A 17,520-nucleotide genomic window follows, 5' to 3' on the forward strand; every position below is an offset into this window, starting at 1 on the left:
AGATGGAATTTGATAAATGGATTTGATTCAATCAAATGGACAACCGCATTATGGACGTTTTAGCGCCCTCCCCAAAACCATCGATTTGAATCAATACCAGTACAAGACACCTTATGGCGATGTCTTAACTGGTTGGCGCAAGCGATTAAAATATAAAAAGTTTAAATTTTGTTGTATTCAGCATGGCCATTATACGATTGGTCTGGCCATTGCCGATATTGCATGGGCTGGGCATGCCTTTTTCTATATTTATAATCATCAAAACCATGAGGTTTTAGAGTGGAATGCGATTAACCTGTTATCACGCAATACCGTGGTAGATGAACAGCCGCTTTATAACCAGAGTTTTTTTTCCAAGTCGCCTTTTCAAATTGATATCCAGCATGCCAATGGCGTGCGTTATATCCACGTCACCAAATATGGTGAAATCAGGCTTAGTGCGCGAATTTTCTGTGCTGGTACAAACCCGCTTAGTATGTGTAGCCCGACGGGAATTAATGGCTGGACTTATACGCAAAAACTGACGACTTTGGCCTGTGAAGGTTTTTTTATCAATAAACAGCGTGAAACCATACAGTTTAATGAAAGAACTTTTGCATCACTAGATGATACCTGTGGTTTTCTACGGCCGGAAACGGCCTGGTTCTGGTTATCCTGCAATTTTTGGGATGCGCAAAATAACCGGATCGGTTTGAATCTGGCTTCCGGGGTCAATGAAAGTTTTGGCAATGAAAACTGCTTATGGGTGAATGGCGTGTTGTATCCTGTCAGTGATGTTTTATTCCAGCATCAGGATGAGGGGCACTGGACAATTCGCTCACTGGATGAAAAATTAAATCTGGATGTCAAAACGGGCTGGCGACGTTATGAAAATCTGAATTTAAGACTGGTGGGCAGTCAGTTCAGCCAATGGCAAGCTAAAATTAGCGGGACCATTCAGCAAGATGATCAGGAAATTGTCTTGATCAATGAATATGGTTTGCTCGAACAGCATTATGCCAAGTGGTAACACACTGACTAAAAAACCAAGTGGAGGTGAGTCTGGACTTGGTTGGTCTCAATTTAATTCAATTCATATAAGGCCTAGTCTTTAGCTGCCTGCCAAAATGCTTCTCCAGCCTGGATCGGATCACCGGTCTGTTGCAGGGTTTTGACCCAGACATCATATTGGGCAATCACCGGATGCTGGCTGGGATGAAAATCCTTTTTAAACCAGTCGCGATATTGTTTGCTCATTTTGCTGAGCGTGCCCTTTCTTCCAAAGAACCACGGTAATCCGCGAATATTCATTTGCAGACGTTGTAATGAGCTAAACCCGTCATGCTTTAACATGACATTGGCACGGTAAAGGGTAAAGCCGAACATTAATGCCGTGGTCCAGACCAGAACAAATTTACGGGTACTTTCAGGCACATTGCCGACCTGCTTCATGACATCAAAAGCGACATCCCGGTGTTCCATTTCTTCAATCGCATGCCAGGCAAATAGTGCCCGTACATAAGGATGGGCATCTCTTAACGTCTCTTTATGGCTGTAAAAGGTTTCTGCCATTAAGGCGGTCAGGTGTTCAGCGGCAGCCGTCATGGCAATATTGTATTGTGGAGAACGTTTTTCCAGCTCGAATTTAAAAATTTTATTCAAACGCTGAATAAACTGATCGACCGGCATGCCTTGTTCTTTCATGACCTGATTCATTTTGTCATGCGCAATGCCGTGCTGTGCTTCCTGACCGATAAATTCTGCCACACGCTGCTTTAAATCTGGATCGGTAATCTGCTCCCGAAACAGACGGACTGACTGAATGAAGTAACGTTCGCCATCGGGAAAAGTCAGGCTGAGTGCATCAAACATCCGGGTAATAAACGGGTCACCTCCGAACCAGAAACGCGGAACCTCATTCAGCTTGAAATCCAGATTACGACGTACGACGGGAATAATCTGCGCTTGGACAATGGCATTCATGTTGTTTTACTTCAATTGCCTTAGACTATTGCAGTATGTCAGGATTTTTATCTTTTGTTTTGACAGTTGTTGCCATTTTTTATACATTTTACGCCAAAGTAAAAATATAAAATGTCAAAAATAATCAAGGTACATCGTGCAAGAATTGCAAATTCCAAATGGCTATTTTCAGTTGCTGCACATGTATTTGCAGCAACAGGATATGGATATCTTTAGCCTGGCCTGTCTAGAGCCACATCAGGCACAACTGCGCTATGTCTTATCTTTGCCTATCGATTCGCAATCGACCTATTCATTTTTTGCAGAAGTCATGCAGCTGACTCAAAAACAGATGGATTGTCCGCAATTGGTGTTTGAAATGGCCTGCCTGATCCGTCCTGAACATTTTGGTGTACTGGGCTATATGGCGACTCGAAGTAACAGTGTGGCAGAGGCATTGCAATATGTGATTCGCTTTAGCCGTCTGGTCATTGACGGGGCAGATGTTAGCCCGATACAGATGCATCAACGGGACAAAAAGATCTGTTTAAGCTGGCCTTTTCATGATTTAAAATATGCCTTGCTCAATGAGATGACCATGGCCTGTATGGTGCATTTGGCCCGGCAGATTTTTCCGGCTCAAAAATTCCAGCTATTGCAGATCAATTTTGCCCATAGTCCAGAAATGGCAGATGATCATTATCAAAGGTTTTTTGCTTGCAAAGTGGAATTTAAACAGTCGGATTATTCTTTTGAGATCAATGTGGAAAACTTAGAGCTGAAGTCCGAGCTGGCTGATCCCTCTTTAATGCAGCTTCTACTCAGGCAGGCAGAAGATGCCATTGCTGCCAAACCCCATTATGAAAATCTATTGCTGCATATTCAGCAAAAACTGGCTGAATATTTGCGGGTTAAGGAACAGTCCCCGAAAATAGAATGGCTGGCGGATGAATTGCATGTATCTGTACGGACCTTGCAGCGTCAACTGTATAAACAAAATACTTCCTTTAAAAAACTGCTTGAAACCGAGCGCATGAAACGCTGTGAACAGTTACTGTTGCAAAGCATGAATTTTACGGAAATGGCCATGTGTCTGGGCTATTCAGATCAGTCGGCTTTGGCACGTGCTTATAAAGCCTATAGTGGTCAAACCTTATTACAGCGAAAACAGCAACTGAAAGCACAATCTGAACGATAAAAAGGGCGTATTTAAGGTACTTTGAAATGCAGCGCAACTACGCAGACATGCAGTTCACCTTTGCATTCGGCAATCTTATAAAATAAAAAATAAAAAGTCTGTGTCCTAGAGTGCAGGTTTTTGCTATTGCATGAAACTTTAAATTTAAAAGACAACATATTTATTTTTATCAATTTTTTATGAATAAGAATAAGTTTATCTTCATCAGGGATATTTGTTTACATGGCAAAATTAGGCATCTTTGATCATTGAGAAAAAGTCGTAAATATCAGTAAATGGTGCTCTCGGATTGTTCTGAAAAAATGAGATGCTGAGTCGAAAGTAGCGTGAAATGCTCAGGCTCTATTCAATGAGTAAAAAATAGCGTTACAATGCGTTGTCTTGTATTTCTACAAAGCCAACTCCTCAGTTCTTTAATAATTCAAGGAAAGTACAACCCTATGTCACGTTTAGCCACTCGTTTCGGACAGCTTAAATCTCAGCAGCGTAAAGCGCTCGTTTCCTATGTGATGGCTGGCGACCCTCATCCACAAGTAACCGTTCCATTGTTACATCAAATGGTTGAGGCTGGGGTAGATGTGATTGAGCTTGGTCTACCATTTTCAGACCCTATGGCGGACGGTCCCGTGATTGCCCTTGCAGCAGAACGCGCATTGGCAGGTGGAACCAATACCCTGGACGCTTTGAACATGGTGAAAGAGTTCCGTCAAAAAGATGCAGAAACACCGGTGGTTTTGATGGGGTATCTCAACCCTGTAGAAGTGATCGGTTATGAAAAGTTTGTGTCAATGGCCAATGAATGCGGTGTCGATGGTGTACTTCTGGTAGATTTACCTCCTGAAGAAGCCAAAGATTTTGATGATGTATTGAAGAAATTCAATATGGATCAAATTTTCTTGCTGGCGCCTACATCGACCGATGAGCGTATCCAGCATGTGGCGAACCAAGCCAGTGGTTTTATCTACTATGTATCCTTGAAAGGGGTCACAGGTGCTGCAACTTTAGATGTTGCTGAAGCAGCAGCCCGTATCCAAAAAATTAAAGCTGTGACTGACGTTCCTGTGGGTGTCGGTTTTGGGATCAGCGATGCTGCCTCGGCAAAAGCCATGGGTGTAGCGGCTGATGCTGTGATTGTTGGTAGTGCATTTGTAAAACAGTTTGCGAACTTAGCGCCAGAACAAGCCGTTGTTGAAACGGTCAATAAAGTCAAGGAGCTTCGAGCTGCGCTCGATGAGTTAGTATGAATCAAGAAGTGAAACCAGGCAAAATTCTTAGCCCAGCGCAGCCGTGGACGGAACGTCATGTTCCGGGTATTCACACGCCAGATGAGCAAACCGCACTCAAGGCAACCTTTACTGAACCAACAATTGAGTGCCCTGAATGTCACGCACTGGTTACACGTACCGCGATGACATTTAACGCCTATGTTTGTCCACAATGCGATGAACATTTGCGCATGAAAGCACGTGACCGTCTGAACTGGTTCTTTGACCAGGTACAAAATGAATTGGGTCAGGAATTTATTGCTAAAGATCCACTGCATTTTGTCGATAGCAAAGCCTATCCGGACCGTATGTCTGAAGCGCAAAAGAAAACCGGCGAAACTGAAGCATTGGTGGTGATGCAGGGTTTACTTAAAGATATTCCTTTAATCGCATGTGCATTTGAATTCGACTTTATGGGCGGTTCAATGGGTACAGTGGTGGGTGACCGTTTTGTGCAAGCAGCTGAAAAAGCGATTGCAGATAAACAACCTTTGATTTGCTTTGCTGCATCAGGTGGTGCACGCATGCAGGAAGGTATGTTATCTCTTATGCAAATGGCGCGTACCTCTGCTGCAATCCAACGCATGAAAGATGCCGGCCTACCATATTTGGTGGTATTAACTCATCCAGTTTATGGTGGGGTAACTGCATCATTGGCAATGTTAGGTGATGTACATATTGCTGAACCTAAAGCCATGATTGGTTTTGCTGGTAAACGTGTAATTGAGCAAACCGTACGTGAAAAACTGGAAGAACCGTTCCAGCGCGCCGAATATTTGCTTGATCATGGTGTAATCGATCAAATTGTTCATCGTCACGCATTACGTGATACTGTATATCGTATTGTAGCGAAACTGATGAATTTGTCTTGAACACAGCACCACTTGCAACAGACTCTTTAAACACATGGCTCGATTATTGGAGCCATGTTCACGTTACGGGTATTGATTTAGGTCTGGAACGGGTTATTCCTGTGGCTGAAAAGCTCGGTGTAACGCGTCCGCATGCTAAAGTGCTGACTGTAGCGGGAACCAACGGAAAAGGTTCAACCACCACCGCTTTGGCTGCCATTTTAAATGTGCAAGGCTATAAAGTGGGGTTATACCAGTCACCGCATATTTACCGTTTCAATGAACGGGTAAAACTGGCTGGCATTGAAGTGGATGATCAAACCCTGGTGGATGCGTTTGTGCAGGTGGATCAGGCCCGTCGTGACTGTGACCTATCCCTTTCCTTCTTTGAAGCCACCACACTCGCGGCTTTTGTAATTTTCAAGGCCAAGCAGTGTGATGTCTGGGTGCTTGAAGTCGGACTGGGTGGTCGTCTGGATGTGGTCAATGTGATTGAGCCGGATGTCGCCGTGATTACCAACATTGGCCTGGATCACACCGACTGGCTCGGTGATACGATTGAAAAAATTGCGTTCGAGAAAGCCGGGATTATTCGTCCGAATATTCCGGTGATTTTTGGTGGTTCGCAAGAGCTTCCTCAAGCCATACAAAATAAAGCCGATGAATGTCAGGCGCAACTGTTTGCCGTCAATCGTGATTATTTCTATCAATATACGGATGATGGTCAAGCCTGGATGTTTGCCTCATCGGGCAGCACTTTAAAACTTCCCCTCGGTGCTCTGGCACTGGAAAATATTTCCACAGCTGTGGCCGCGATTTTGGTCAGTGGTTTAAATGTGACTCAGGATGCCATTGCACACGGCATTCAGAATGCAAAATTACCAGGTCGCTTTGAAATACGCCATATTCAAGATAAAACCGTTATTTTTGATGCTGGACATAATCCCCATGGCGTAGAATTTTTGTTAAATCAGTTGCGAAAATTTTTGGAATACAATAAACAGTACACAGAAGTGATCAGCGTTTTTTCCATGTTGGCGGACAAAGACATCAATTCTGTCGTAGATTTGTTGAAAGATACTGTTTTAACATGGAAAATTTCCCCGTTAACCGTTCCGCGAGCAGCCACAATCGGGCAGCTTGAGGAAGCATTACAGGGCGAAACAGTACAACACTTCAATAGTGTTCAATTGGCTTTTAAATCAGCGCTAAATGAAACAAAAAATAATCAGTTGATCTTGGTATGTGGTTCATTTCATACCTTAGAAGCGGTATGGGAGTATTTGGAAGAATGTCAATGAATAGCAAACAACGCTGGATGGGAGGCGTTGTTTTATTAGGTGGTGGTGTTTTATTGGCAGCATTGCTTCTAAAGGGTAAAGAAGAAATATATCAGAACCAACTCAGAACTCCGGATTTAGCCGCTCAAGTTGAGCAAAAAAAGCCGGCAGCAGAAGGGGAAATGGTTCAGCTGCAACCTTTAACAGTTGATGTTGAAACAGAAAAACGTTTACTTGAAGAACAACGCCGGGCACGTGAAAAAGCGGTTGCAGAACAGGAAGCACGTGCAGCCGAGTTTCTAGCGATGCAGCAACAGGCTGAGGCAGATGCGGCACGTAAAGCAGCTGAAGAATATGCCGCTTTAAATGCTCTGCGTAGTGGAGCACAGCAGAGTTCGGATAATATTCCCCCTGAACTGGTAGAAGATGAAAAAGCTAAACAAAAGCGTTTGGCTGATGAAAAGTTGCTCGCTGAAAAAAAGTTACAGCAGCAGATAGTTCAACAACAACGAACTGATGCTGATAAAAAAATAACCGAAGAAAAACGTAAGGCCCAATCTGAAGCCGCAAAGCAAGCAGCCGAGAAAAAAGCAGCTGAGGACAAGGCAAAGCATGATGCGGAGCTAAAACGTAAAGCAGAAACTGAAAAACAGCTGGCTGCAAAGAAAGCACTGGAAGCCAAGAAAAAAGAACAGGCTGAGCAAGAACTGGAAGCCAAGAAAAAAGCTGAAGCCAAGAAAAAAGCAGAAGCTGAAAAAGCCCGAGATTTGCTGGAAAATGGCGATAAACAATGGATGGTTCAAGTGGCCTTGGCGGCCAATGAAGCCAATGCAGATGCACTGGCCTCCAGGTTGCGTGCCAAAGGTTATAAGGTGACCAGGAGCCCAACATCGAAAGGGGTTCGCATTATGGTTGGGCCGGCTAAAGACCGTGATGCCGCTGATGCTGCACGCAAGAAAATTACCAGTGATGCAAGTTTGGGTATGAAGTCGGCATGGGTGATTGACTGGGTTCCGCTCGATAAGCGCTAAACATGGCTTGAAGCTAAACTAAGGTGGATTCAACAGTTGCTGTTGAATCCATTTTACGTTTTCAGGACTGAATATTTTTTCAATATGAATCCAGACGGGGTGAAAACCGTAGCCACCATGTTTCATTTCATTGAGTGCATCTGCAATCGGCCAGTTTTCAAAAATAATCCGGTACATGGCAATACTTGCACCGGTACGGTCCGAACCATGATAACAATGAATAAGTATCTTGTGATTTAAGGCCTTGGCTTGCTGAATCTGCCGCATGACCTGTAATAAATCTTCACGGTTCATTGCCCAGGTGTGGATGGGGATATGAACCAAGTTAAAATCCGTGGAGGGCAGCACGGTCAGATCTTTATTTCTTGATCTTAGATTAATCACCACATCAATATCATGTGCCTTTAATTGCGGAATCAGCTCAGTTGAGGGCTGCTCACTACGAAACACATGCTCGCTAATTTGATAAAAATTATCTGTTTGATTAATTAATGTTCCCCAGTGCGTAGGGCGTTGTTCAGGTGGAAGTGCGGGTGTGGTCATGCATCCCATCAAGCTTGAGCTACCCAGTAAAATGGCAACAACTGTTCTTTTGATCATGCTAGATAACGCGCCAATTCAATCGGATCATGCGCACAGATAATCTCGATATTTTTTTCATTTTGTGCCAGTTGCTGGATGTTGTGCAAGTTATCTATACGCATCTGGTTATTTTCAGTAAAAAAACGCTCCAGTTTATCCAGTGTTCTCAGCCTGTTTTTAGGGTCAAGTTGCAGGTGAGAGTAATAGGCATCGCCACAGAAAAAAAGCCATCCATCCTGCTGTTTAATGGCAATTCCACAATGCCCTTGGCTATGACCTAAAAGTGGAATCATTAAAATTTCGTCTTGAAATAAGCGGAAGCCTTTTACTTGATGCAGGTTAAACCAGGTTTCACCCTGATCGGGTTCGATGAAGTTCCAGTATTGGTGTTGCTTGAATTGCTGGGTTTTATAACGGGCTTTATTTTTTAGGGAAAAAAAGCTTTGAGTAGTATTATATTCGCTGGAAAGCACATGCACGGTGGCATGCGGAAAATCGGAAATACCACCGGCATGATCAAAATCAAGATGGGAGATCAGTATATGCTTCACATCTTGAGGGCTAAACCCGAGCTTTTGAATCTGCGCAATTGCCGTGAGTTCTAAATTGTTTTCGATGCGGCCTAGCCGTGAGACCAGATTGCCTAAACGGGCTTTGCTATGCAGATAATCTTGTACGCCTAAACCGGTATCCACCAGCACTAAGCCTTGATCGGTTTCCAGCAGCAGGCAATGACAAACCACTTTGGCATGTAAGCCCTTTTGTCCGAAGAGTGGACCACAAACCGGGCACATGGTGCCGCAATGCAAATGATGGATGTTATAGATCACAATATTTATTCTTAAGATGATTAGGCGTATTTATAAACGGGCTGTGAAATAAACACCAACCTGATTTTGTAATTTAATTTTTGAGCAGCATAAAAAAGCCCGTCATCAGACAGGCTTGAACAAGATCAGGACATGGCTCGTCATTTTAGTCCTGATTTTTAGCATAGCTGTTCATATTGTGTTCGGAGCGAACATTATTTGTTTATTTTAACTCGAAGCATAGCTTCTCGTCTTGCGTTCGGGCGGCAGTGCCTTGCTGATCCTCACTCAGGCTGTGGCGTAAGGCGTAAGTATGGTGTTACAGCTTTATAGCCTTTAGGGAAACGTTGTTTGATTTCGTCTTCATCTTTAAGAGAAGGCACAATCACCACGTCTTCACCTTGCTGCCAGTTAGCCGGTGTTGCTACTTTATGGTTATCTGTTAGTTGCAGCGAATCAACCACACGTAAAATTTCATTGAAATTACGGCCAGTTGAAGCTGGATAAGTGATGATCAGACGTACTTTTTTGTTTGGATCAATGATCACTAAAGAACGAACCGTCAGGGTTTCACTGGCATTCGGGTGAATAAAGTCATAAAGAGTAGATACTTTACGGTCTTGATCGGCAATGATCGGGAAATTAACCGTGGTATTTTGGGTTTTGTTAATATCGTTAATCCAGCCTTTATGTGACTCAACATCATCGACTGACAAGGCAATCGCTTTAACACCGCGTTTTGCAAATTCATCTTTCAGCTTTGCGGTATAGCCCAGCTCAGTGGTACATACTGGTGTGTAGTCCGCAGGATGGGAAAATAAAATCCCCCAGCTATCACCCAAAAAGTCGTAAAAATTAATGCTACCTTCGCTTGAGTCTTGCACAAAATTTGGTGCGGTATCGCCTAAACGTAATGTCATTTTTATAGCCTCATCTGCTTTGTTATCTATGTTGATGCGATCTAATATGACGCATTTTTTTTTGCAATGAAAATAGTGTTTTTGTATTTCTTTATGAGTATATGGAATATAGAGGCCGTGATTGATTGTTAAAATCTGGATGAATGATGAATTTTATGACTATATTGCCTGTATAAAATTTGTTACATTGTTTGGCCTTAGCTGTCGTGTGCTAGAACGAGTGATCAGAATTTTTTAATTGGTTTTGTGCAAACCCCTTGTACTTCAAATTTCTAGCACCATAATAACGACTGAGAAAAAATTTATTCATTCGACAAGCAAGATTTAGAGAGTCTATTCATGTTGGCAAGTCTGATCGGAGGAATCTTCGGTACCAAAAATGAGCGCGAACTCAAACGCATGCGTAAAATCGTAGACAAGATTAATGCGCTCGAGCCGACGATATCTGCACTAAGCGATGCAGACTTATCTGCAAAAACTGAAGAATTCAAACAACGATATAATAAGGGCGAAAGCCTGGATAAATTATTGCCTGAAGCATTTGCTGTTTGTCGTGAAGCGGCAAAGCGGATCATGGGAATGCGCCACTACGATGTCCAGTTGATTGGTGGTATTACACTTCACGAAGGTAAAATTGCAGAAATGCGTACTGGTGAAGGTAAAACCCTGATGGGGACCTTGGCCTGTTATCTGAATGCGATTAGCGGTGAAGGCGTTCATGTCATTACCGTAAATGATTATTTGGCGCAGCGTGATGCCGAGTTAAACCGTCCCTTATTCGAATTCCTGGGTCTGAGCATTGGCATCATTTATTCCATGCAAGATCCAACAGAGAAAGCTGAAGCCTATCGTGCCGATATTACTTACGGTACCAATAACGAATTCGGTTTTGACTATCTTCGTGACAACATGGTGTTCTCTCTGGCCGAGAAGAAACAACGTGGCTTAACCTATGCGATTATCGATGAGGTCGATTCGATCCTGATCGATGAAGCACGTACACCGTTGATTATTTCGGGTCAAAGTGATGACTCGTCTCAGCTTTATGCAGCCATCAATAGCATTCCGCCAAAACTTCATGCGCAAAAAGAAGAAAAAGTGCCGGATGGCGGTCATTTCTGGATTGATGAAAAACAGCGTCAGGTTGAAATGACTGAAGTGGGTTATGAAGCTGTAGAAGACCAGTTGATTCAGATGGGGTTGCTCGCTGAAGGTGAAAGCTTGTATTCACCCTCTAACCTGAATCTGGTTCATCATGTTGCTGCAGCAATTCGTGCCCATTTCCTTTATCAGCGCAACGTGCATTACATCATTCATGATGGTGAAGTCATCATCGTGGATGAAAATACTGGCCGTACCATGCCGGGTCGTCGTTGGTCAGAAGGTTTGCATCAAGCGGTTGAAGCGAAAGAAGGTCTGGAAATTCAGCCTGAAAACCAGACTTTGGCAACCACCACTTTCCAGAACTATTTCCGCCTTTATAAAAAGCTTTCTGGTATGACCGGTACAGCTGATACCGAAGCTGCGGAGATGAAAGAAATTTATGGTCTGGATGTAGTACTGATTCCAACCCATCGACCAATGATCCGTAAAGATGAAAACGATCTCATTTATTTAAACCGTAATGGTAAATACAACGCCATTATTCAAGAAATTCAGCGAGTGCATGAAGAGGGTGTTGCACCGATTCTGATTGGTACAGCAACCATTGAAGCTTCTGAAATTCTTTCTGAAAAATTGAAAGAAGCGGGTATTGCACATGAGGTGTTGAACGCGAAGCAGCATGAACGGGAAGCAGACATTATTGCCCAAGCGGGTTCACCACGTGCTGTGACCATTGCAACCAACATGGCCGGTCGTGGTACCGACATCTTGCTGGGCGGTAACTGGAAAGCCAAACTTGCCAAAATTGAAAATCCAACCCCTGAAGATGAAGCACGCTTAAAAGCCGAATGGGAACAAAACCATGAAATGGTATTGGCCTCTGGCGGTTTGCATATCATTGGTTCAGAACGTCATGAATCACGCCGTATCGATAACCAGCTGCGTGGTCGTGCCGGTCGTCAGGGTGACCCGGGTGTTTCACGTTTCTATCTGTCGCTTGAAGATGACCTGATGCGTATCTTCGCTGGTGATCGTGTGGTTGCGATGATGCGTGCGATGGGTTTGCAGGAAGATGAAGCCATCGAACATAAGATGGTGTCGCGTTCGATTGAAAATGCACAACGTAAGGTAGAAGCACGTAACTTCGACATTCGTAAGAACCTGTTGAAATACGATGACGTGAATAACGAACAGCGTAAAATCATCTATTCACAACGTGATGAAGTGCTTGCTGAAAGTACGCTACAAGATTACATTGAGGAAATGTATCATGAAGTCGTGAAGGGCGTGATTGCTAACTACATTCCACCTGAATCGATTCATGACCAATGGGATATCGATGGTCTGGAACGTGCATTGCGTGAAGAGCTCGGTATTGATTTACCGGTCAATCAATGGCTGGAAGAAGACCGTCGTTTAGATGAAGAGGCATTGGTAGAACGTATTTCTGACGAAATTGTTACACGCTATCGCAATCGTCGTGAACAAATGGGGGATGAATCAGCAGCCATGCTGGAACGTCACTTTATGTTGAGTGCCTTGGATCGCCACTGGAAAGATCATCTTGCAGCGATGGATTACTTGCGTCAGGGTATTCACTTGCGTGGTTATGCGCAAAAGAACCCTGAACAGGAATACAAGAAAGAAGCCTTTAACCTGTTTGTAAACATGCTGGCTATCATTAAATCCGATGTAATTACAGATCTTTCACGTGTTCATGTTCCTACAGCTGAAGAACTGGCGGAAATGGAAGCACAGCAACAGGCTCAAGCAGAAGCAATGAAGTTGAATCTGACTCATGCAGAATTTGATAATTTGTTAGCCACCGATTTAACCGGTACTGAAACTGTAGAAGTTGAGTCAGGCTTTAGTCCAGCTGAGCAGACATTTGCACCGCCTGCAAGCCGTAATTCGCCTTGTCCATGCGGTTCGGGTTTAAAATACAAGCAATGTCACGGTAAAATTTAATTTTTATCTTAAGCATTCAGCCACTTTATATATTTATTTCCCTCCGGATTTGAATCGATAAAGTGGTTTTTTTATTGCAACAAAATAAGAGTTTATTTTTGCAAGAAGTGAATATGTTTGCAGAGCACTAAATTAAGTGGTATTTAGTGCATATTGATGAATATTGAGTAGCGGAAAAGATAATGAAAAAAGTATTACAACCATTGATGATTTTAGCTTTAGTTATTCCAGGTTTGGCTTTTGCAAATGAGTCATCAAAAAATACAGCGGCAAATGCTGTGAAAGATGAAAACACTACGGTTATGAGTCCACGTACCGGAATTCGCTATACTTTTGCGAATCCGCAGCAACGTCCAGTAGTGCTAAAAACTACAGCAATCACCCCTGTAAATGCAGCTAATGCAAACCGCATTGTGGCATCAAACCCGGCTTTATCTGCGGCAAGTCAGGAAAAAGCCAAGCAGGCACTGTTGTCGGAATCGGCTCAGTTGGCTTCCAACTAAATCTAATATATTGCTAAAACCAGTCTGCGGACTGGTTTTTTTGTGCCTGAAAATGTCAAACTGATAAAAAATAAATCAAACAAAGTGTTCTGCTCGATTTTTTGCTGAATTTCTACTAAGCTGTCTTTTTATCACGAACTTATTTGGAAGTTTAAAAATGGCGGTGGGTGACTTAACAATGCCACAGATGCATGTGGTTAAAGGTGTAAAAATTGGTTCAGCTGAAGCATATGTACGCTATCAGAACCGACGTGACCTCGTTATTTTTGAATTTGCTGAAGGTTCAAATGTGGCCGGTGTATTTACTCAAAATGCATTCTGCGCAGCACCGGTACATGTGTGTAAAGCCCATTTGCAAGTAGGTAATCCACGTTATCTGGTCATAAATACTGGGAATGCCAATGCAGGGACTGGTAAAATCGGTATGGCGAATGCTCAGGCGGCTTGTGCCAAACTGGCTGAACTTGCCGGCGTAGCTGCTAGCGAAATTTTACCTTTTTCAACTGGTGTGATTGGCGAGCAGTTGCCTATTGAACGCTTGATGAATGGCTTGCAGCCTGCTTTAGACTCTTTAAAGGAAGATGCTTGGTTAGATGCGGCAACAGGTATCATGACCACGGACACACTGCCTAAAGGGGCATCAGAACAGTTTGAAATGGATGGCGTGACTTATACCATGACCGGTATTTCTAAGGGTGCCGGCATGATTCGTCCAAATATGGCGACCATGCTCAGCTATGTTGCGACCGATGCACCCATCAGCCGTGAACTGGTACAGCAGCTATTAAAAACCACGGTGAATGTTTCATTTAACCGTATTACCGTAGATGGTGATACCTCAACCAATGACTCCTGTATTTTTGTGGCAACAGGTCAGGCAGGCGGTACTGAAATCACCTCAACTGATGATGCACGTTATGCAGTAGTTCTGGATGTTTTGACCCGTGTTATGAAACGCTTGGCTCAACTGATTGTACGTGATGGAGAAGGGGCGACCAAATTCATTACTGTTGCAGTTGAAGGTGGAGCAGATACCCAGGAATGTTGCGATGTAGCGTATAGTATTGCCCATTCTCCACTGGTAAAAACTGCAATTTTCGCCTCAGATCCGAACTGGGGACGTATTCTGGCCGCGATTGGTTATGCAGGGGTTAAAAACTTAGATGTTGAAAAAATCCAAGTTTGGTTAGATGATGTACAAATCTGTAAAGATGGTGGTGCGGCAGCAGACTATACGGAAGAAGCTGGTGCACGCGTGATGTCTCAGGCTGAGTTGACCATTCGGGTCGATTTGGGACGAGGCCAGGCAAAAGATACTGTTTATACCTGTGATCTGTCTTATGACTATGTCAAGATTAACGCGGATTACCGTTCGTAAAATTCAAATTGAGTGACAAAGCCTCCGTTGTGAGGCTTTTTTAGCATTCAATCAATCGGCAAAGGGCTGGTGAATGAGCAATTGCCCCCATATCATCAGTGACTTGAGTACGCTTGTGTTAGGGCAAGCATGAAGATAGAGAAGACGTTGTTATGAATGATGCGACCAATTTAATTGCCAATGACGCAAAATCGATTGTGCAGGCGCATTTAGATCGTTTAGGCGAACCTAAAGATATTCATTTAAGTGATGAGGTTAAACAGGAGAAGTTTGCACAAATTCTGGCAGAACTCAAAAAACGTGATGCTGTCCTTGTCGCTCACTACTATTGTGATCCTGAAGTGCAAGAAATTGCTGAATTGTCTGGCGGTTGTGTTTCTGATTCCCTTGAAATGGCACGTTTTGGTCGTGACCATCCTGCCAAAACCTTGGTGGTCGCTGGGGTCAAATTTATGGGGGAAACAGCAAAAATTCTTTCTCCTGAAAAAACCGTACTCATGCCAACTCTGGAAGCGACCTGTTCGCTGGATTTGGGCTGTCCAGTCGACGAATTTACTGCGTTTTGCAATGCACATCCGGATCACACTGTCGTGGTCTATGCCAATACATCTGCTGCTGTTAAAGCACGCGCAGACTGGGTAGTAACCTCAAGTTGTGCTGTGGAAATTATTGAGCATCTCGATAGCCTGGGTGAAAAGATTATTTGGGCACCGGACCAGCATCTGGGGCGTTATATCCAGAAGAAAACTGGTGCAGATATGCTGCTTTGGGATGGGGCTTGTATTGTGCATGAAGAATTTCGTGCACGCGGTATTGCCAGTATGAAAGCATTGTATCCGGATGCAGCCGTATTGGTCCATCCGGAATCACCAGAGTCAGTGGTGGATATTGCTGATGCTGTGGGAAGTACCTCTCAACTGATTAAAGCAGCACAAACCCTTCCGAATGAACGTTTAATCGTTGCAACCGACCGCGGTATTTTTTACAAAATGCAACAAGCCGTTCCAAACAAGATTTTGATTGAAGCTCCGACAGCGGGTGAAGGGGCGACCTGTCGCTCATGTGCGCATTGTCCGTGGATGGCTATGAATGAACTCGATGGAATTTTAGAGGTTTTACAAAAAGGTGATCAAGAAATACACGTTGATCCTGTACTTGCAGAACGCGCTAAATTGCCACTTGATCGTATGTTAAGCTTTAGTGCGAGTCTAAAACGTTAATTTTGATCAAAAAACACCTAAAATGCTTGATAAATAAGCGGTTGAAGTGATTTTTTAAGTTTTTTTGAATATAGGTGTTGACGTCTCTTGGCGTCACGCCTAAAATGCACCCCGTACCGCACGATGTGCGATACACTAAAAGCTGAGATGAACGGAGTATGGCGCAGCTTGGTAGCGCATCTGGTTTGGGACCAGAGGGTCGTAGGTTCGAATCCTACTGCTCCGACCAATTCTTCAAGGCAAGTATCGCATGATAGTAATATCATCGGTCATGCGCCTGTAGCTCAGTTGGATAGAGCATCCGCCTTCTAAGCGGATGGTCACAGGTTCGAATCCTGTCAGGCGCGCCATTTGGTAGTCTGGTATTTAGAGCCAAAATGTTGTAACGGTGGATGTAGCTCAGTTGGTAGAGCCCCGGATTGTGATTCCGGTTGTCGTGGGTTCGAATCCCATCATTCACCCCAATTTCGGAGTATGGCGCAGCTTGGTAGCGCATCTGGTTTGGGACCAGAGGGTCGTAGGTTCGAATCCTACTGCTCCGACCATTTTAAGTATAAACTTAAAAGTAAATGATCCGCTTAAATGCGGTTTTTTTATGCCTGAAATTTGATAATAACATTCAACATTCAACATTCAACATTCAACATTCAACATTCAACATTCAACATTCAACATTCAACATTCAACATTCAACATTCAACATTCAAAAGGGCTTAAATAATATTAAGGCTGCTAGTCTAAATTTTAAAAGTAATGTGATTGCTTATAATGGGGTAGCGCCAGTTGGTGGGGCCAGCTTATTCAAGATATGCATAGAATTGCATTCAGTAAAATAGAAATCCCCCAAATTAAAATGCTCTTTTGTGCGGAATTGGTGGATAGGTAATTCTATTTTTAAATCTGATTATACTTTTTTACTTTGATTATTCACTTATCTAAACAAGCTGTATTGAAGAGCTGGTTGTAATTTAACAATTAGACAAATTAATCGCGGTCAAAAATGAAAGAGGGGCTAAGATAATTTAAGAAATGCTGTAGATGAAAAAATTATTTGCTTTACTTTTGGGGTTTAAGTGGAAAATGTTGTTAATTTAAACTTAAAAATAATAAAAACCTTCTATTTTGTGCAATAAGTAAACAGTCGTGATATTTTTGTTGAGTTATTTAAAAAAAGGAGTTGCATTGGATAAGGGATGGTGTAGAATGCACATCCAACGGCGGTGATGAAGATTAAAACTTCTGATAAAACAGCAACTTAGCGCGAAGTGTTGAGATTTGGTTTTAGAAAGAAAGTTTAAAATAATTTGAATTACTGATTGACACTGAGAATATCTAGTGTAATATAGCCGACCTGGCTTGCTGGTGACGAATCAGTAAGAAGATCATTAAGAGATTATGAAGAACAACTTGTGTGGATTTTTACTGGTTGATTGATCGAAATTATTTTCATTGATTGATGGTAGAAATTAC

General features: G+C 43.0%; 14 protein-coding genes and 4 tRNA genes. 14 read left to right on the forward strand and 4 right to left on the reverse strand.

Annotation, left to right across the window (positions count from 1 at the left end; genetic code table 11):
• Positions 1–16 precede the first annotated feature (16 nt).
• On the forward strand, positions 17–1,009 hold the full coding sequence (locus GTU69_RS13730; RefSeq protein ID WP_166171311.1) for a DUF2804 domain-containing protein: 993 nt from the start codon (positions 17–19) through the stop codon (positions 1,007–1,009).
• 74 nt (positions 1,010–1,083) lie between these two features.
• On the opposite strand, the gene GTU69_RS13735 is transcribed toward GTU69_RS13730, so the two are convergent.
• Positions 1,084–1,962 (reverse strand): metal-dependent hydrolase, encoded by an 879-nt coding sequence (locus GTU69_RS13735; protein ID WP_166171313.1) that lies wholly within the window; start codon positions 1,960–1,962, stop codon positions 1,084–1,086.
• Positions 1,963–2,098: 136 nt separating this feature from the next.
• Here GTU69_RS13735 and GTU69_RS13740 point away from each other — a divergent pair, with 136 nt between their 5' ends.
• From GTU69_RS13740 to GTU69_RS13760, 5 genes are all read left to right on the forward strand, one after another.
• Complete coding sequence (locus GTU69_RS13740; RefSeq protein WP_166171315.1) at positions 2,099–3,139, forward strand: AraC family transcriptional regulator; 1,041 nt, start codon at positions 2,099–2,101, stop codon at positions 3,137–3,139.
• Between the two features lie 440 nt (positions 3,140–3,579).
• Entirely contained in the window at positions 3,580–4,383 is an 804-nt protein-coding gene (trpA, locus tag GTU69_RS13745) for a tryptophan synthase subunit alpha (RefSeq protein WP_166171317.1), read from the forward strand.
• Complete coding sequence (gene accD, locus GTU69_RS13750) at positions 4,380–5,276, forward strand: acetyl-CoA carboxylase, carboxyltransferase subunit beta (RefSeq protein ID WP_166171319.1); 897 nt, start codon at positions 4,380–4,382, stop codon at positions 5,274–5,276. Before trpA ends, accD begins: the two co-directional genes overlap by 4 nt.
• On the forward strand, positions 5,273–6,556 hold the full coding sequence (folC, locus tag GTU69_RS13755; RefSeq protein ID WP_166171321.1) for a bifunctional tetrahydrofolate synthase/dihydrofolate synthase: 1,284 nt from the start codon (positions 5,273–5,275) through the stop codon (positions 6,554–6,556). The genes accD and folC overlap by 4 nt, the downstream gene beginning before the upstream one ends.
• Positions 6,553–7,566 (forward strand): SPOR domain-containing protein, encoded by a 1,014-nt coding sequence (locus GTU69_RS13760; protein ID WP_166171323.1) that lies wholly within the window; start codon positions 6,553–6,555, stop codon positions 7,564–7,566. The genes folC and GTU69_RS13760 overlap by 4 nt, the downstream gene beginning before the upstream one ends.
• Before the next feature lie 18 nt (positions 7,567–7,584).
• On the opposite strand, the gene GTU69_RS13765 is transcribed toward GTU69_RS13760, so the two are convergent.
• The 3 genes from GTU69_RS13765 to GTU69_RS13775 form a co-directional block, all read right to left on the reverse strand.
• The gene (locus GTU69_RS13765; RefSeq protein ID WP_166171325.1) at positions 7,585–8,166 is read right to left on the reverse strand and encodes a dual specificity protein phosphatase family protein; all 582 of its coding nucleotides are present in this window, start codon (positions 8,164–8,166) and stop codon (positions 7,585–7,587) included.
• The gene (locus GTU69_RS13770) at positions 8,163–8,978 is read right to left on the reverse strand and encodes an MBL fold metallo-hydrolase (RefSeq protein WP_166171327.1); all 816 of its coding nucleotides are present in this window, start codon (positions 8,976–8,978) and stop codon (positions 8,163–8,165) included. The genes GTU69_RS13765 and GTU69_RS13770 overlap by 4 nt, the downstream gene beginning before the upstream one ends.
• Positions 8,979–9,241: 263 nt before the next feature.
• Positions 9,242–9,877, reverse strand: a complete 636-nt coding sequence (locus GTU69_RS13775; protein WP_166171329.1) for a peroxiredoxin — start codon at positions 9,875–9,877, stop codon at positions 9,242–9,244.
• 339 nt (positions 9,878–10,216) lie between these two features.
• On the opposite strand from GTU69_RS13775, the gene secA reads away from it, so the two are divergent.
• The 8 genes from secA (at position 10,217) to GTU69_RS13815 (ending at position 16,595) form a co-directional block, all read left to right on the forward strand.
• A complete protein-coding gene (gene secA / locus GTU69_RS13780; RefSeq protein WP_166171331.1) occupies positions 10,217–12,949 on the forward strand; it encodes a preprotein translocase subunit SecA in 2,733 nt (910 codons plus the stop codon).
• 182 nt (positions 12,950–13,131) lie between these two features.
• Entirely contained in the window at positions 13,132–13,452 is a 321-nt protein-coding gene (locus GTU69_RS13785; protein ID WP_086197495.1) for a hypothetical protein, read from the forward strand.
• A gap of 157 nt (positions 13,453–13,609) precedes the next feature.
• Positions 13,610–14,830: a bifunctional glutamate N-acetyltransferase/amino-acid acetyltransferase ArgJ gene (argJ, locus tag GTU69_RS13790; RefSeq protein ID WP_086197494.1), complete on the forward strand. Its 1,221-nt coding sequence runs from the start codon at positions 13,610–13,612 to the stop codon at positions 14,828–14,830.
• Positions 14,831–14,982: 152 nt separating this feature from the next.
• The gene (gene nadA, locus GTU69_RS13795; protein WP_166171333.1) at positions 14,983–16,050 is read left to right on the forward strand and encodes a quinolinate synthase NadA; all 1,068 of its coding nucleotides are present in this window, start codon (positions 14,983–14,985) and stop codon (positions 16,048–16,050) included.
• A 152-nt stretch (positions 16,051–16,202) separates the two neighbouring features.
• Positions 16,203–16,279 (forward strand) — tRNA-Pro (locus GTU69_RS13800).
• Between the two features lie 44 nt (positions 16,280–16,323).
• Positions 16,324–16,400: transfer RNA gene (locus tag GTU69_RS13805), tRNA-Arg, on the forward strand.
• Between the two features lie 38 nt (positions 16,401–16,438).
• A tRNA-His gene (locus tag GTU69_RS13810) sits at positions 16,439–16,514 on the forward strand.
• A gap of 4 nt (positions 16,515–16,518) precedes the next feature.
• Positions 16,519–16,595: transfer RNA gene (locus tag GTU69_RS13815), tRNA-Pro, on the forward strand.
• The last annotated feature ends 925 nt before the right edge of the window (positions 16,596–17,520 follow it).

This window comes from Acinetobacter sp. SA01 (genome assembly GCF_011319235.1).
Lineage (GTDB): Bacteria > Pseudomonadota > Gammaproteobacteria > Pseudomonadales > Moraxellaceae > Acinetobacter.

Coding starts and splice junctions, on each gene's coding strand:
- GTU69_RS13760 (WP_166171323.1), top strand. CDS start 6,553: ATGAATAGCAAACAACGCTGGATGGGAGGCGTTGTTTTATTAGGTGGT.
- argJ (WP_086197494.1), top strand. CDS start 13,610: ATGGCGGTGGGTGACTTAACAATGCCACAGATGCATGTGGTTAAAGGT.
- GTU69_RS13735 (WP_166171313.1), bottom strand. CDS start 1,962: ATGAATGCCATTGTCCAAGCGCAGATTATTCCCGTCGTACGTCGTAAT.
- GTU69_RS13775 (WP_166171329.1), bottom strand. CDS start 9,877: ATGACATTACGTTTAGGCGATACCGCACCAAATTTTGTGCAAGACTCA.
- secA (WP_166171331.1), top strand. CDS start 10,217: ATGTTGGCAAGTCTGATCGGAGGAATCTTCGGTACCAAAAATGAGCGC.
- accD (WP_166171319.1), top strand. CDS start 4,380: ATGAATCAAGAAGTGAAACCAGGCAAAATTCTTAGCCCAGCGCAGCCG.
- nadA (WP_166171333.1), top strand. CDS start 14,983: ATGAATGATGCGACCAATTTAATTGCCAATGACGCAAAATCGATTGTG.
- GTU69_RS13730 (WP_166171311.1), top strand. CDS start 17: ATGGATTTGATTCAATCAAATGGACAACCGCATTATGGACGTTTTAGC.
- GTU69_RS13765 (WP_166171325.1), bottom strand. CDS start 8,166: ATGATCAAAAGAACAGTTGTTGCCATTTTACTGGGTAGCTCAAGCTTG.
- trpA (WP_166171317.1), top strand. CDS start 3,580: ATGTCACGTTTAGCCACTCGTTTCGGACAGCTTAAATCTCAGCAGCGT.
- GTU69_RS13785 (WP_086197495.1), top strand. CDS start 13,132: ATGAAAAAAGTATTACAACCATTGATGATTTTAGCTTTAGTTATTCCA.